Genomic DNA, 15,362 nt, shown 5'->3' with positions numbered 1-15,362 from the left:
TGGCCCGCTTCAGGTCAGCGATGTTGCCGACGTCGGCGAGTGGGTGATGTTCGCGCCACCTCGACGATCCCACCAAAGACAGCCTGGACTGCCGCGGTGTCGCCGGCCGCCAGAGCCTGCGGACCCAGTGCGGACTGAGAGCGTCGGCCCAGACCTTGACGCGGTCCGTCCGGGTCGTCGGCAGCATGCTTGAACAGGGACAACGGTCGGTGGGGCGGAGGTACCCCCATGCGAACCACCCCCGCGACGATCGCCGGTGATCCGCTTCCAGTCAGGTTGTCCGGCCCGAGGGCGTCAGGCCGATGATCCTCGGGCGGCCACCGTCAGGACACCGCGAGTAGTCGGAACTCGCAGCGGACGCCGCTGGCCTTGGCGAGCCGACCATCACCGGTCACGAGCGGGCAGGCCAACAACTCCGCCGCCGCGACGTAAGCCGCGTCGTACGCCGTGACATTGCCCCGCAACTGCCACATCCGGTCGAGCAGCATAGCGATGGCAACCTCATCGATGACCAACGAGGGCAGGGTGCCGATCGCCTCCTGAGCCCGGGCAAGGCCCAGCTTCCTACCGAGGACCTTGCCTCTGATCACCGAAATGACCTCGACCAGAAGATGGCTCGGTGCGGCCCAGTGCGGATCTCCGGTCAGCTCCGCCCGCGCCGCGTCGCCGACCGGCCCGTCGTCGACCAGGGCGTCGGCCAGAACCGACGCATCCACGACGATCATTCGGCGCTGTCCCACGGTCCGCGCTGCTCCCGCTGGTCATTCAACTCGGCCACGCTCTCCCCCGGCAGGGAGCGAGCACCGTCCGATCGGCCGGCGAAGCGATCAAGGGCCGCGGTGTTGCGCAGCCGCCGAGCCTGGGTCTCCACCAGATCCAACAGGTACGCCTGGAGTGACTGCCCGCGCGCCTTAGCCTGCGCTGCCAGGGCGTCTCGTACTTCTTCCGGCACGTCCCGAATCTGGAGAGCAACCATGCATTCATTATGCATGCAGCATCACTCGCTCGCCAGAAAGACTTGAGGCTTCGATCAATCGGTTCCGCATGACGACTGCGACACGGCCAAGAACCGCAGTTCAGAGAAGTCGGTGGGCCGGAGGTACCACCATGCGAACCACACCGCCACGATCGCCGGTGATCCGCTACCCGTAGGTTGCCCCGCTCGCGGGCTTCGGGCGGTGCTCGGTGATCTCGACTCGCCCTACCGGCACGGTTCGCCGGAACGACTGGCCTCGCCGTACGCGATGTCGCCTGGGGTTTGCGGAAAGGATCGCGCGCGTCGTCGCTATTGCTCTGACCTGCGACGCGATCGTCTTCACCACCGATCCGGAAGGCATCGCCCAATCGTCTGCCGCCGCGGACGTCACGCGTAGTACGCCGTCTCTGAACGGTCACCGCTCTAGAACGGACGGACCCGAACCCGGAACGGCGCGGGGTCGTTCCGGCACGGCCTGCTATCGCCAGTCGGTGTCCACCGCCGGCTGCCGGCCGACGGCCATCCGCAGCACGATCAGGGTGTACGCGCAGAGCACCGCGAGCCCCGCCCACCAGGGCAGCGGGAAGTACCCGGCCGACGGTGCGTAGTGCGCGACGACCTGCGGATACTCCTGCGTCGTCTGCTTGACGGCGAAGCCGGCGGCCGGGGTGAGCCGCAGCAGCCACTCGGAGACCGGGTCGGGCAGTAGCGGGAACGCGATGACGGCGTAGGGCACCGCGACCAGCGACAGCCCGACGAGGATCGCCACCGGGCCGCGACGCAGCCACACACCGAGCCCGTGCCCGAGGACAGCGCAGAGGGCGAGCACCACCGAAATCCCGATGATCACCCGGGCGCCGGTCGGTACCGACATCGACTGCACCGGGTTTCCGTTGCTCTTCAGGATCGCCGCACCCACCGGAAGGACGACGCCGACGGCGACCAGACCGGTGACGAAGGTGGCCGCGCCGACGACCGCCGCCCGGGCGACGATCGCCCGCCGACCGATCGCCTGCCGAGTTGCGCGGGTGCCGTGACGGACCGCGACGACGAGCATGACGATCAGGGCAACCACCAGGCCGATCAGGGTGTTCTCGACGGTACGCGCGCGCTCCTCGTTGAGCGGCCCGATGTCGCCGGTACCGCTGACCGTGATGACACCGTCCCGCTCGGTGGCGCCCGACGGGTTGTGGTACCTCTCCCAGTCGGTGTGGTTCATCTCGCCGACCGGGTCGCTGTCCCATGCCTCGGCGGTGCCGCCGACGACGGCGACGTTGTCGAAGACACCGACGGCCTGGGTGAACCGGGACTCCTCGACGGCGCCGCCGAGGGCGACCTTCCGGAGGGTGAGGTCGCCGGGCGAGGTGGCGAAGAGGCCGACCTGCACGGTGTCCGGCAGCCCGTCGAGCCTCGCCGTCCCGACGGTGCGCCACTGCTCGCCGTCGACCGACTCGGAGCCGGTGATGGTGTCGCCCGAGCGGGTCAGCCGCAACCAGCGCGGGGACTGCTCGGAAACGTCGCCCGCGCTCCCGGCGACGTCGTGGGCGTAGTCGTGCTGGAAGCGTACGCCGTGGCCGCCGGTCATCATGAGTGCCGCGTACCGCGAGCCCGGCCGCACGCCGTCCTTGACGATGATCCCCGCCTTCGCCCATGGCACCAGCCCGGACACGATCTCGTCATGGTCCGGCGGAGGATAGGTGATCGTCCCGGACATCGAGGTCATCCGCACCGTGATGCTGCCCTCGCGGCCCAGGTCGCGGTGCAGGAACCAGAACCTGTCGCTGACGGTGGCGCCGTCGCTGGCCACGGGAACGCCCGGGCACGGCCCGGAGCAGGACGAGTGGCTGCCGAAGGCGTACAGCAGACCCAGCGCGATGACGGTGACGGCGGCGGCGGCCAGGGCGGCCAGCCGGCCGGGGCGACGGAACGCGGTCCATTCCCGCCGGAGGAGGTCGGTGGTCGACATGCCTTCGGTTCTACGCATCGGCGGGTAACGGGGCCCGAACCGGCGCTGTCACGCCGTTGTTAGGTGGCCCCGGGCATCCTGGAAGGCATGCTCAGGCTGCTCAGCGGGACCGTGCGGGCGAGGTTCACCGCCCTCTACGCCCTGGTGTTCCTCGTCTCCGGTGTCGGGCTGTCGGCCCTGACCTTTCTGCTCTCCGGCGGCAGCATCAGCAGCGTCGTACCCGCCGGAGGTCCGCCGCCCGGCCAGGGCGGCCCGGCGCAGCAGCGGATCCGGCAGTTGGAGGAGCAACTGGCCGCCGTGCAGGCGGAGCAGGCCCGCCAACTGCTGGCCGGCTCGCTGATGGCGCTGATCGTGATGGCGGTCGTGTCACTGCTGCTCGGTCGGGTGCTGGCCGGGCGGGTACTCCGACCGCTGCGGCTCATCACCCGCGCCACCCGGCGCATCTCCGCCGACAGCCTGGACCGGCGGCTGGCGGTGGACGGCCCGGCCGACGAGGTGAAGGACCTCGCCGACACCATCGACGAACTGCTCGAACGGCTCGAAGCCTCGTTCACCGCACAGCGCCGCTTCGTCGCCAACGCGTCCCACGAGTTGCGTACGCCGTTGGCGACGATGCGGGCGTCGCTGGATGTCGCGGTCGCCAAGCCCGACCCGCCCCCCTCGACGGTGGCGCTGGCGGATCGGCTGCGCCGCCAGTTGGACCGGGTCGACCACCTGCTCGACGGGTTCCTCGTGCTGGCCCGGGCCCAGCACGGGGCACTGGCCGACGCCACCACCGTCGACCTCGGCGACCTCGTCGGCGCGGCCCTGCACGAGCGGACCGCCGACGTACGGGCGAAGCGGCTGAACGTGACGGTGGACGTACCACCGGGCACGGCGACCCACGGCAGCCCGGCGCTGCTGGCGCGGCTGGTGGACAACGTCGTCGACAACGCTGTGACCCACAACGAGCAGGGCGGATGGATCGGGATCACCGGATCGGCGGGCGAGGAGGAGACGGTACTCGTCGTCGAGACCGGTGGTCGCCTTCTCGACCAGCGGGAGGTCGACCGGCTGGCGCGGCCCTTCGAGCGGCTCGGCGGTGAGCGTCACGGCTCCTCAGGGCTCGGACTCTCCATCGTGGCCGCCGTCGCCGCCGCCCACGGCGGCCGGCTCGTCCTGCGCGCCCGGCCGGAGGGCGGTCTGGGAGTGTCGATCACGCTTCCGGCGGGGAAGGTGCCGGTGACAGCGTGAGAATCCTCGTCGTCGAAGACGATCACGCTCTCGCCGAGGTCGTCGCGGAAGGGCTGCGCGACCAGGGGATGGCCGTCGACATCGCGTACGACGGGCTGACCGCCGGCGCGAAGCTCGACCTCGGCACGCACGACGTGGTGGTCCTGGACCGGGACCTGCCCGGCCTGCACGGCGACACACTGTGTCAGATGATCAGCGAGCGGACCGGCCGGCCGATGGTGCTGATGCTGACCGCGGCGAGCGCGCCCGGTGACCGGGTCAGTGGGCTGACCCTCGGTGCGGACGACTATCTCGGCAAGCCCTTCCACTTCCCGGAGCTGATCCTGCGGATCCAGGCGCTGGCCCGGCGCAGGCCGGACGCGCGGCCCCGGACGCTGCACGCGGGCGGGATCACGTTGGATCCGGTACGCCGGACCGCCGTCCGGGACGGACGGCACCTCAACCTCTCGGTGAAGGAGTTCGCGGTGCTGGAGGCGCTGCTGCGAGCCAGTCCGGGCTTCCTGAGTACCGAGGCGCTGCTGGAGCAGGTCTGGGACGAGAACGCCGATCCGTTCACCAACACCGTCACGGTGACCGTTGGCCGGTTACGACGGAAGCTCGGCGACCCACCGGCCATCGCGACGACGCCGGGGGTCGGCTACCGGATCGCCTGATCCGACGCCCGCGGCGGCATCCGGGCGAACGATTCACGGTGCCGCCCCGCTTCCTGCGGTTCGGGTCCTGCGGGCTGTCAATCCCCTGGAATCGTGGAGGACTCCGTTATGCGGCTTGGGCCTCCTGAGCCCGGACCGTTGATCGTTCGTAGTTGATCGGTGAGCGTCCGTCGCAGACGGAGTGCCGGCGTCGGTTGTTGTAGAAGTCGGTGATCCAGGTGGCGATCTTGATGCGGGCCTCGTTACGGGTACGGAACCGGCGGCGGTGGACGTACTCGACCTTGAGGGTGGAGAAGGTGGCCTCGGCGACGGCGTTGTCGAAGCACGAGCCGACCCGGCCCATCGACTGCCGCACCTTCCATCGGGCACAGGCGCGGGCGAAGTCGGCCGAGCAGTATTCGCTACCCCTATCACTGTGGAAGATCACCCCAGCCACGTCGCCGCCGCGGGTGACCGCGGCCATGTTCAGCGCGGCGACAACCAGGCTGGTGTCATGGTGCGCGCCCATCGCGTAACCAAGGATCCGCCGGGAGTACAGGTCGATCACGGTGGCCAGGTAAAGCTTGCCGTCGTCAGTGACGATCTCGGTGATGTCGCCGCACCAGGCGACATTCGGTGCCGGTGCGGTGAAGGCTCGCCGGATCAGGTCCGCAGCGGCGGGGCGTTTACCGGGCCGGGTCAGCCCGCGCCGGCGTCGCTTGGCCCGCGCGACCAGGCCGAGGTCGGCCATCAGCGCGGCGATCGTGTTGTCGGAGACCAGCCAGCCCTGCTCCCGTAGCTCGTCGCCGATGCGCGGGCTCCCGTAGGTGCCGCCGGAGTCGTCGAACACCCGACGGACGGCAGCGGCCAAGGTACTGCGTCGCTTCTGCCTCGGGGTCGGTGGCCGGTCGCGCCACTTGTAGAACCACGACTGCGAGACCCCGAGGGCTCGGCAGGCCACCGCGTGGGGCACAGCGTGTTCGGTCCTCTGGGAAGCGATGAAGGCCGCCACGCTCACCGGCCCGTCGCTTCCTTGACCCACAGGACCACGGATCGCTTGAGGACTGTGAGGATGGATTGGTGCCGCCCGGCGGGTGGGGTTTGACCCAGCTTGAGACTGGCCCTGCGGGTGCCTTCGTGATGACCCGTCGACCTCGCCCTCGGGCGGCACCGAGCTGATCCGGGCGTGGATGTGTCCCGATAGGGGCCTTGCCGATGCACCGTCACAGTCCTGACCATCACGTCCGGTCGGCGTCGACCCCTGTTACCGAGTGAAAGGATTTGATGTTGCCGACCGACGTCCCGACCAATGCCACCGCGCTGGATGAGGAGATCATCCTCGGCGTTGACACGCACAACGACACACACGTCGCTGCGGTGATCACCGTGCTGGGTGCGCTGGTGGACACGCAGACGTTTCCGACCACCGCCGCCGGCTACACCGCCTTGGTGGAATGGGCGCGCGGACACGGTCGGCTACGCCGCGCCGGGGTGGAGGGCACCAGCTCCCACGGCGCCGCCCTGACCCGGCACCTGCACGGCGATGGGCTGCAGGTCATCGAGGTCAACCGACCCAACCGGGCGGTGCGCCGTCGGCGCGGCAAGACTGACGCCATCGACGCGGAGAACGCCGCCCGGGCGGTGCTGTCCGGGCAGGCCACCGGCCTGGCCAAAAGCGGCGACGGTGCCGTGGAGGCGATCCGCATGTTCAAGATCGCCAAGGACTCGGCGGTCAAGGCCCGCACCCAGGCCATCAACCAGCTCAAGGCCGTGCTGGTGCGGGCCGATCCGGCGCTGCGGGAATCACTGAGCGGTCTCGGCCGCGTCGCGTTGATCCGCGCCTGCGCCAACCTGCCCAGCGACACCGACCACAGCACCTACGCGGCGACCACCACGGTGCTGCGCAGCCTGGCCCGCCGCGTCCTGGCCCTCACCGACGAGGCCCACGCCCTGCAGCAACAGATGAGCGCCACCATCACCGCCTGCGCGCCGCAGTTACTCGAGCAGAACGGCATCGGCCCCGACACCGCCGCGGCACTGCTCATCACCGCCGGCGACAACCCCGACCGGCTGGCCAACCAGGCCACATTCGCAGCCCTCTGCGGCGTCAACCCGATCGAGGCGTCATCGGGGAAGACCATCCGCCGCCGACTCAACCGCGGCGGTGACCGGCGCGCCAACAGCGCCCTCTACACCATCGTCCTGACCCGACTCGGCCGCGACCAACGCACCCGCGATTACGCCACCAAACGGGCACACGAGGGCAAATCCACGAAGGAGACCATCCGCTGCCTGAAGCGCTACGTCGCCCGGCAGATCTTTCCCCTCATCACCGCAGCCCTGCCACCAGCGACAACGCCCAACCCGGCGACTTGACAAACATAGGGGCGTCATCACGCTCCATCGCCAGCTCGGCGTTCTCGCGCCGTAGCCGCGCCAACTCGGACCGCTCGTCCTCCGACAGGCCACCAGCCACGGCCTCACCACGGGCTTCGCGGTCCTTCTTCACCCAATTGGCGAGGGTGCCGTCGTTGATGCCCAGGTCACGAGCGACCTGCGCGATCGACTTCCCCGTCTCCCGCACGATCCGGACCGCGCCCTCGCGGAACTCCGGATCGAACCGGCGTCTCGTCTCAGCCATGAACCTCTATCCCTCAAGATCTGGCCTCCACGCTACGAGGGGAACCGCAGGCTGCCCGCCGCGCCGTCAGTAGGTGTCGGCGAGTTGGGTGCGGAGTTTGGTGAGGGCGCGGGTGAGGAGGCGGCTGATGTGCATTTGGGAGACGCCGATGTGTTCGGCGATTTGGGATTGGGTGAGGTTGCCGTAGAAGCGGAGGGTGAGGATTTTTTGTTCGCGTTCGTCGAGGGTGGCGAGGGCGGGGCCGAGGGCGACGCGGAGTTCGGCGAGTTCGTATTGGTTGTCTTCGGTGCCGAGGAGGTCGCCGAGTTCGGTGGTGCGTTCGCCGTCGCCGGTGGGGGTGGAGAGGGAGACGGCGTTGTAGGCGCGGGCGCCTTCGAGGCCTTCGAGGATGTCTTCTTCGGTGAGGTTGAGGTGGGTGGCGATGTCGGTGATGGTGGGGGAGCGGCCGAGGGTTTGTAGGAGGGTGCTGTTGGCTTCGCTGATGGCGAGGCGGAGTTCTTGGAGGCGGCGGGGGACGCGGATGTCCCAGGTGCGGTCGCGGAAGTGTCGTTTGAGTTCGCCGATGATGGTGGGGATGGCGTAGCCGGCGAAGTCGACGCCGCGGGTGGGGTCCCATTTGTCGATGGCTTTGATGAGGCCGATGGCGGCGGTTTGGGTGAGGTCGTCGGTGGGTTCGCCGCGTCCGCTGTAGCGGTGGGCGAGGTGGTGGGCGAGGGGGAGCCAGGCTTCGATGGCTTTGTCGCGGAGGGTGGGTCGGGAGGGGTGGTGGGTGGGTAGGGCGGTCATGGCGTGGAGGAGGTCGGTGGCGGTGTCGGTGAGGGTGGGGTTGGTGGTGGTGGTTCTGGTGGTTGTGGTGGTCATGTGGTTCCTCCCTGCGCTGGCTGTTCAGGCATCACCTTAGCCCGTTGGTATTGGTTGAGGCTAGCCGAACGGCTGATGTATAAAACGGGCATGTACGACTGAAAGCTGGCAGAACCGCCCTTGATCTAACCCCTACCCGACCCCGGATTCGCCCCCGAACGGGATTCGCCGATCCCGCCCGACCGGCCCGACCCAGACGGAATGATTACCGTCTGTGAGCTGGAGGCGGCACCGCGTACCCTGCCGGGGCGGCCGGACCGGCGACCGGAGCACGGTGTGATCCGGCCACGCCGGCTCGTCGAGCGCTGGGGCCTGGACCCGGATTCCCTGCCCGGCGAGGAGGAGCGGCACGCGTCCTGGCTCGAACTCTTCTTCGACCTGGTCTTCGTACTGGCCCTCGCGGCCGTGCAGAGCCGGCTCGCCGAGGTGGTCCCCGACACCGGCGAGATCCTCTGGACCGCCGGCCTCTTCGTGATCGTCTACTGGGCCTGGGTCGGGCAGGCCTTCTACGACACCCGTTTCGACCCCGACGACCTCGGCCACCGGCTGGTCGTCCTCGCCGGCATGATCGGCGCGGGCATCATGGCGATCGGCGCCGAGGATGCTCCGGAGACCCGGCTGCTACCCGTCGGCTACCTCGTGGTCCGCGGCACCCTGTTGGTGCTCTACCTCCGGGTACGCGGCGTCGGTACCACCGCACGCCGGCTGACCACCGTCTACCTCGTCGGGTTCGGCGCGGGCCTGCTCTTCTGGGTCGCCTCGCTCGCCGTACCGGCACACAACCGTCCGCTGCTCTGGCTGATCGGACTGGTCGTCGAGGTACTGACCCCGTGGCTCGGCCGCCGTTGGCTGGTGCAGCATCCGGTCCACCCGTCACACCTGCCGGAACGGATCGGGCAGTTCACCATCATCCTGCTCGGGATCAGCCTGACCGACCTGATCGACGCGGTGCCGACCCGCCCGTCGCCGGCCGCCGTCGTGGTGGCGCTCACCGGCTTCCTCATCCCCGCCTCGATATGGTGGGTCTACACCACCTTCGTGACCGTGGGGCTGACCACGTCGCGGTTGAGCGCCGGCATCGGCTACGCGACCGCGCACGGGGTGGTCGGCTCCGCGCTGCTGCTGCTCGGCTGGTGCCTGGGCCAGGCCGTCCGGGAGGCCGGGGCCGGCCGGGAGCACCTGCCGCAGATGCTGCGCCTGCTGCTGGCGGTCTCGCTCGCCAGTTGGATGGTCGGTGGCCTGGCGCTGCAACGGATCGCGCTGGGCAGGGTACCGGCGCTGCGGATCGGGATCGCGGCGGTCGGCGTCGGGCTGCTCGGCGCCGCCGCCCTGATACCGCCGCCGATCGTCCTGGTGCCCCTGCTCGCCCTGCTGATGATCTGCTACGCCGCCGTGGCCAGCCGGCTGATCGTCCGGGTCGGCGAGGAGCGGGTCGAGACGTAGCGCCGCCCGACGGGCGGGCTGACCTGCCGGCCCGTCGGGCGGCGGTCAGCCGGCCAGGCGGCGGGCCCGGTCGCGTACCCGTCGGGCGGCGAGGTGCGCGGCCGCGAAGCTCCGACCGGCGGTGATCCGCATCGACTCGGGGATGTCGTCCAGCCCGCGATAGAGCACCCCCAGCAGTTGCAGCCAGCTCATCAGGCCGGCGAGCTCCCCGCCCAGCGGGTCGGGTCGGCCGGCCGGGTCCACGGCCAGCGGGCCGGGATAGCCGTCGACCGCCTCCTGGAGGGCGCGGTGCCGCGCGGCCAGCGGCGGCAACAGTTCGGCGACCGGGACCGGCGTGCCGGCCCGCACCGGGTACGCGCCGAGCAGCTCGACCACCGCCCCGGCCGCCTCGGCGACGGCGGCCGCGAGGCGGCGACGGTCGCCCTCGGTCACCGGCGTCATGCCGGCACCGCCGCGGCACCCAGGGCCCGGCGCAGGTGTACGCCGGTGGGCGAGGTGGCCAGCTCGACCAGGCCACCCGGCTCGCCCTGGTAGAGCACCCGGCCACCCCGGCTGCCGCCCTCCGGCCCGAGCTCCACCACCCAGTCGGCGTACGCGACGACGTCCAGGTTGTGCTCGATCACGAGTACGGTCGCCCCGTACTCGTCGACCAGCCGGTCCAGTACGCCCAGCAGCCGACCCACGTCCGCCATGTGCAGCCCGGTGGTCGGCTCGTCGAGCACGTACGCCGGGGCGCCGCCGCGCAGGTGCGTGGCGAGCTTGATCCGCTGGCACTCGCCACCGGAGAGGCTGGTCAGCGGCTGGCCAAGCCGCAGGTAGTCGAGCCCGACGTCGGCGATCGCCGCCAGCACCGGGGCGATCCGGCGGCTGCCGGCGAAGAACTCCCGCCCCTGCGCGACCGTCATCTCCAGCACGTCGCTGATGGTCCGTCCGCGCAGCCGGTAGCCCAGCACCTCGTCGGAGAAGCGGCGGCCGTCGCAGGTCTGGCAGACCAGCGAGATGCCCTCCAGCGCGCCGAAGTCGGTCTGCACCACGCCCAGGCCCGCACAGGTGGCGCAGGCCCCCGAGGAGTTCGCGCTGAACAGGGCCGGACTGACCCGGTTGGCCCGGGCGAACTCGGTCCGGATCTGGTCGGCGACCCCGGTGTAGGTGACGACGGTGGACCGGCGGTTGGCGTGCGGCATCGACTGGTCGACGATCACCGCCTCGGGATGCTGGGCCCGGAACGCGCCGCCCACCAGGCTCGACTTGCCCGCGCCGGCGACCCCGGCGATCACGGTGAGCACCCCGGACGGGATGTTGAGGCTGAGGTCGCGCAGGTTGTGCGTGCGGGCCTCGACGATCGGCAGTACGCCGGTCGGGGTGCGTACCGTCGCCTTCAGCCGGGTGCCCCGGGTCATCGCCCGGCCGGTCGCGGTGTCGGCGTCGACGAGCCCGTCGACCCCGCCGGCGTAGACCACCCGGCCGCCCGCCGTACCGGCGCCGGGGCCCAGGTCGAGCACGTGGTCGGCGGCCGCGATCACGTCACGGTCGTGCTCGACGACCAGCACGGTGTTGCCCTTGTCCCGCAACGTGCGCAGCAGGTTGGTGAGCCGGTGCACGTCCCGGGGATGCAGCCCGACGCTCGGCTCGTCGAAGATGTAGAGCAGGTCGTTCAGGCTGCTGGAGAGGTGTCGTACGATCTTGACCCGCTGGGCTTCGCCCCCGGAGAGCGTACTGGTGCGCCGGTCCAGGCTCAGGTAGCCGAGCCCGATCTCCACCAGGTGCCCGACCTGGCCGACCAGGGTGTCCAGCACCGGCTTGGCCGCCGGCACCTCCAGCCCGGCCAGTACGCCGAGCAGTTCCTCGGCCTCCATCGCGCAGAGTTCGGCGATGTCGTGCCCGCCGATCCGGCTGGAGCGCGCCAGCGGCGACAGCCGGCTGCCGCCGCACCCCCGGCACCGCACCGAGGTGGTGTGCTCCCGCACCATCCGCCGGGTCCGCTCCCCCGGCTCCGTCTGCTGGTCGAGGTAGCGTCGGCGGAACTTCACCACCGCGCCCTCGTAGCTCAGGTGGATCGTCGACCCACCGACCTCCAGCGGCACCGTGCCGTCGGTCGCGTACAGCAGGTCGTCGAGTTCCCGGTCCGAGTACGCCGACACCGGCTTGTCCGGGTCGAGCCGGCCCGAGGTGGCGAGCAGGTGCCAGTCCCGGCTGCCCACCTTGAACGTCGGGGCGAGCAGGGCCCCCTCGTTGAGCGACCGGGTGGGGTCGAGGAAGGTGGCCAGGTCGACGTCGGTGACCTCGCCGAGCCCCTCGCACTCCGGGCACATCCCGGCGGGCATGTTGAACGAGAACGCGTCGGGGTAGCCGACGAACGGCTCGCCGACCCGGGCGAAGAGCAGCCGCAGCAGCGGGGCGATGTCGGTGATGGTGCCGACGGTCGACCTCGGCCCGCCGGTGAGCGGTCGCTGGTCGATCGCGACCGTCGCCGGCAGATGCTCGATCAGGTCGACGGCCGGTCTGGCGGTACTCGGCAGGAAGTTGCGGACGAACATCGGCAGCATCTCGGTCATCTGCCGCTGGCCCTCGACCGCGATCGTCTCGAAGACCAGCGACGACTTCCCCGATCCGGAGACGCCGGTGACGACGGTCAGCCTGCGCTTGGGAATCTCGACGGCGACGTCCGCGAGGTTGTGTTCGCGGGCGCCGGTGACCCGGATCCACTCGGTGACCGGCCCGTCCGGCCCGGAAAGTTCAACGACACTCATTCCCTCAACAATATCGTTGAACCTCCATGTTAAGAGTTCGGCAAGGTTGTCCGGGCGGCTCCGGCCAAAAGTCTCAACTCGCGTGTTGAGACGCCGGCACCGGGGCAGGTGACCGGTTCAGGCCCGGAACGGGGTGACCGGCAGCCCGGCGACCCCGGGCTCGGCCCGGAACAGCGCACCGGCGGCCGGCTCCGGGTCGTCCAGGCCGAGCCGGGAGGTGGTGATGTAGAGATCGCGCAGCTCCGGTCCGCCGAAGGTGCAGGCGGTGACCTGACGGGCCGGCACCGCCAGCCGTACGTCCAGCCGGCCGTCCGGTGCGTAGCGGCGTACCTCGCCACCGCCCCAGAGCGCGACCCACACCCCGCCCTCGGCGTCCACCGTCAGCCCGTCCGGCGAGCCGTCGGCGGGCTCGATCCGGGCGAACGGCCGCCGGCCGGTCAGCGCCGCCTCGTCAGCGGCGTAGTCGAAGACGTCGACGCGCTGGGTCGGGGTGTCGACGTAGTACGCCAGGGTGCCGTCGGGCGACCAGCCGATGCCGTTGGAGATGGTGACATCCGTGAGTACCCGCCGGGCCACCAGGTCGGCGTCCAGCCGGTAGAGCGCGGCCGCCCCCGGCCTGGTGTCGTACGCCATCGAGCCGCAGTAGAACCGGCCGGCCGGGTCGCAGCCGCCCTCGTTCATCCGCAGGTCCGGATCGGCCCAGACGTTGGGCAGCCGGCGTACCGGCCGGAGCTGCGCGTCGGTGAACAGGAACCCGCGCTCCACCGCGACCAGGTAGCCGTCCCCGGCCCGGGGTCGCACCACCGCCGCGACGCTGTCGACGTGGTGCCGATCCACCCGCCCGGCCCCCGGCGTCATCGTCAGTACGTCGCCGGCCAGCATGTCCACCCACAACAGCCGACCGGTCCGGGGGTCCCAGACCGGTCCCTCGGCATGCTGGCAGCACGGATCCGTCACCTGCGTCGCGTCCACCACGTCGCGCTCCTTTCGACAACCTCGATCATGTCAGCGGGCTGCGGCAGAACCCCGATAATGTCAGCACGCTGCGGCACCGACGGCGGCGATGCCGTCGGAGATCTCGGCGGTGGTGCTGGCGGCGTAGCCGAGCACCAGGCCCGGCGGGCCGGGACGTTGCCGGTGCCAGGAGAGCGGCTGCACCTTGACACCCCGGGCGAGCGCCGCGGTAGCCAGCTCGACGTCGTCGACGCGATCGCCTCGGCCACCGACAAAGGTGATCATGAGGTGAAGGCCCGCCGCCGCGCCGTGCACGACCGCGTCCGGCAGGTGGGCCCGGATCGCGACGATCATCGCGTCCCGGCGCCGGACGTGGCGACGGCGGAGGAGCCGCAGGTGGCGTTCCAGCCCTCCCGACTCCATCAACTCGGCCAGCACCAGTTGCGGCAGGGCGGCGTTGCCGAGATCCGCGGTCCGCTTCGCGTCGACCAGGGCGGCGCGGTACCGGCTCGGTGCGAGCAGCCAGCCGACCCGCAGGGCGGGGGCGAGCAGCTTGGAGACACTGCCGGCGTAGCAGACCTGTTCGGGCAGCATCGCCCGGAGCGCCGGTACGGGTGGTCGGTCGTACCGGTGTTCGGCGTCGTAGTCGTCCTCGATGATCAGCCCTCCGCCGGTCGCCCAGCGCATCAGCTCGCGCCGCCGGGCACCGTCCAGCACCACCCCGGTCGGGAACTGGTGCGCCGGGGTCAGCATCACCGCCGGGGCATCGCTGGCCACGAGTTCGTCGACACACAGCCCGGCGGCGTCGACCGGGATCGGCGGCGTCGCCAGCCCCCAGTTGGACAGTTGCTGCCGGACCCCGAGCGAGCCCGGGTCCTCGACCGCCACCGTCCGCAGCCCGTCGCGGGGCAGCACCTGCCCGAGCAGGGTCAGCGCCTGCGCGACGCCGGCCACCACCAGCACCTCGTCCGGGTCCACGCCGATTCCCCGGTTGCGGGCCAGCCAGCGTGCGACCGCCTCCCGCAGCCTCGGGGCGCCCCGCGGGTCGCCGTAGCCGAAGTCGCCGGGCGTCAGAGCGTGCAGCACGGCGCGTTCGGCCCGCAGCCAGGCCGCGCGGGGAAAGGCGGCGAGATCGGGTACCCCCGGGGTCAGGTCGATCCGGGCCGGCGCGGCGCGGAGCGAGTCGAAGATGTCGGTGCGGGGGCCGGCGGCGAAGGGCCCGGCGGCCGGTGCCGGGATGCCGGTGGACCGGGCGGTCACGGCCGGGATGCCGGTGGACCGGGACGGCGCGGCCGGGATGCCGGTGGACCGGGACGGCGCGGCCGAGGTGCCGGTCGACCGGGCGGGGACGGCGGGTGCGCCGATCGGGGCGGAGACGACGATCGTCCCGCCCCGGCCCCGCCCGGCGACGTGACCGTCCTCGACCAGCCGCTGGTACGCCTCGGTGACCACCCCCCGGGAGACGCCCAGCTCGGCGGCGAGTACCCGGGTCGCCGGCAACCGCCCGCCCACCGGCACCCGGCCGTCGGAGATCGCCGACCGCAGTCGGCTGGCGAGCCAGTCGGCCCGGCCCCCGGCCGGCGCGTCACCGATGTCGAGCTGGAGGAAGTCGGAGCCGGAGGATATGGACCGGTCGGCTGCCTCCTGTTTGGCTCTGCTCATCAGGCCATTGTGCCGGGCAGAGTGGGCGGGCCGACACCGCTCGCGCTGGCGGACGAGTTGGCCGTGCTCTGGTCGGCACGGGGGCCGGCGGACTCCGGCTACGCCGGTGTTCCGCCGGACGGCGAAAGGGCCAGCCCCGGTCGGGGCTGGCCCTTTCGTGTGGTGTCCGGTTCTGGTTATGCGGAGTAGCCGCGTTCGGCGGCCCAGTTGGCCAGGGTGATGGTGCTCATCCAGTACTCGGCCT

General features: G+C 71.1%; 14 protein-coding genes. 4 read left to right on the top strand and 10 right to left on the bottom strand.

Going from position 1 to position 15,362, the window contains the following annotated elements:
• Window positions 1–323 precede the first annotated feature (323 nt).
• The 3 genes from ABNF97_RS25910 to ABNF97_RS25900 all read right to left on the bottom strand — a co-directional run bounded on the left by ABNF97_RS25910 (window position 324) and on the right by ABNF97_RS25900 (window position 2,942).
• A complete protein-coding gene (locus ABNF97_RS25910; protein ID WP_130461501.1) occupies window positions 324–740 on the bottom strand; it encodes a PIN domain-containing protein in 417 nt (138 codons plus the stop codon).
• On the bottom strand, window positions 722–976 hold the full coding sequence (locus ABNF97_RS25905; protein ID WP_130461500.1) for a FitA-like ribbon-helix-helix domain-containing protein: 255 nt from the start codon (window positions 974–976) through the stop codon (window positions 722–724). The genes ABNF97_RS25910 and ABNF97_RS25905 overlap by 19 nt, the downstream gene beginning before the upstream one ends.
• 478 nt (window positions 977–1,454) lie before the next feature.
• Window positions 1,455–2,942 (bottom strand): DUF1349 domain-containing protein, encoded by a 1,488-nt coding sequence (locus ABNF97_RS25900; RefSeq protein ID WP_349340110.1) that lies wholly within the window; start codon window positions 2,940–2,942, stop codon window positions 1,455–1,457.
• A gap of 87 nt (window positions 2,943–3,029) precedes the next feature.
• On the opposite strand from ABNF97_RS25900, the gene ABNF97_RS25895 reads away from it, so the two are divergent.
• Both ABNF97_RS25895 and ABNF97_RS25890 read left to right on the top strand, forming a co-directional pair.
• A complete protein-coding gene (locus ABNF97_RS25895; RefSeq protein ID WP_130461498.1) occupies window positions 3,030–4,175 on the top strand; it encodes an ATP-binding protein in 1,146 nt (381 codons plus the stop codon).
• On the top strand, window positions 4,172–4,828 hold the full coding sequence (locus tag ABNF97_RS25890) for a response regulator (RefSeq protein ID WP_130461497.1): 657 nt from the start codon (window positions 4,172–4,174) through the stop codon (window positions 4,826–4,828). The genes ABNF97_RS25895 and ABNF97_RS25890 overlap by 4 nt, the downstream gene beginning before the upstream one ends.
• 106 nt (window positions 4,829–4,934) lie before the next feature.
• Here the strand turns inward: ABNF97_RS25890 and ABNF97_RS25885 are convergent, their stop codons facing one another.
• On the bottom strand, window positions 4,935–5,819 hold the full coding sequence (locus ABNF97_RS25885) for an IS3 family transposase (protein ID WP_349340135.1): 885 nt from the start codon (window positions 5,817–5,819) through the stop codon (window positions 4,935–4,937).
• A gap of 272 nt (window positions 5,820–6,091) precedes the next feature.
• On the opposite strand from ABNF97_RS25885, the gene ABNF97_RS25880 reads away from it, so the two are divergent.
• The gene (locus ABNF97_RS25880; RefSeq protein ID WP_349340109.1) at window positions 6,092–7,183 is read left to right on the top strand and encodes an IS110 family RNA-guided transposase; all 1,092 of its coding nucleotides are present in this window, start codon (window positions 6,092–6,094) and stop codon (window positions 7,181–7,183) included.
• Here the strand turns inward: ABNF97_RS25880 and ABNF97_RS25875 are convergent.
• Window positions 7,137–7,448, bottom strand: a complete 312-nt coding sequence (locus ABNF97_RS25875) for a transposase (protein WP_349340108.1) — start codon at window positions 7,446–7,448, stop codon at window positions 7,137–7,139. The two genes, ABNF97_RS25880 and ABNF97_RS25875, sit on opposite strands and share 47 nt — an antisense overlap.
• A gap of 66 nt (window positions 7,449–7,514) precedes the next feature.
• The gene (locus ABNF97_RS25870) at window positions 7,515–8,309 is read right to left on the bottom strand and encodes an RNA polymerase sigma factor SigF (RefSeq protein ID WP_349340107.1); all 795 of its coding nucleotides are present in this window, start codon (window positions 8,307–8,309) and stop codon (window positions 7,515–7,517) included.
• 201 nt (window positions 8,310–8,510) lie between these two features.
• Here ABNF97_RS25870 and ABNF97_RS25865 point away from each other — a divergent pair, with 201 nt between their 5' ends.
• Window positions 8,511–9,752 carry a low temperature requirement protein A gene (locus ABNF97_RS25865; protein WP_349340106.1) on the top strand — a complete coding sequence of 414 codons (1,242 nt, stop codon included), beginning with the start codon at window positions 8,511–8,513 and terminating at the stop codon, window positions 9,750–9,752.
• A gap of 45 nt (window positions 9,753–9,797) precedes the next feature.
• On the opposite strand, the gene ABNF97_RS25860 is transcribed toward ABNF97_RS25865, so the two are convergent.
• The 4 genes from ABNF97_RS25860 to pdxR form a co-directional block, all read right to left on the bottom strand.
• Complete coding sequence (locus ABNF97_RS25860; protein ID WP_130461494.1) at window positions 9,798–10,193, bottom strand: hypothetical protein; 396 nt, start codon at window positions 10,191–10,193, stop codon at window positions 9,798–9,800.
• Window positions 10,190–12,502, bottom strand: coding sequence for an ATP-binding cassette domain-containing protein (locus ABNF97_RS25855; RefSeq protein ID WP_349340105.1), 2,313 nt, complete (start codon window positions 12,500–12,502; stop codon window positions 10,190–10,192). The genes ABNF97_RS25860 and ABNF97_RS25855 overlap by 4 nt, the downstream gene beginning before the upstream one ends.
• A gap of 117 nt (window positions 12,503–12,619) precedes the next feature.
• The gene (locus tag ABNF97_RS25850; RefSeq protein ID WP_130461492.1) at window positions 12,620–13,477 is read right to left on the bottom strand and encodes an SMP-30/gluconolactonase/LRE family protein; all 858 of its coding nucleotides are present in this window, start codon (window positions 13,475–13,477) and stop codon (window positions 12,620–12,622) included.
• A gap of 60 nt (window positions 13,478–13,537) precedes the next feature.
• On the bottom strand, window positions 13,538–15,118 hold the full coding sequence (pdxR, locus tag ABNF97_RS25845) for a MocR-like pyridoxine biosynthesis transcription factor PdxR (RefSeq protein WP_349340104.1): 1,581 nt from the start codon (window positions 15,116–15,118) through the stop codon (window positions 13,538–13,540).
• Window positions 15,119–15,362: the final 244 nt, after the last annotated feature.

The sequence above is a fragment of the Plantactinospora sp. B6F1 genome, from assembly GCF_040120695.1.
GTDB lineage: Bacteria > Actinomycetota > Actinomycetes > Mycobacteriales > Micromonosporaceae > Plantactinospora.
Note: the sequence above shows the minus strand (reverse complement) of the source record. Positions and strands in the feature narration are given on the sequence as shown.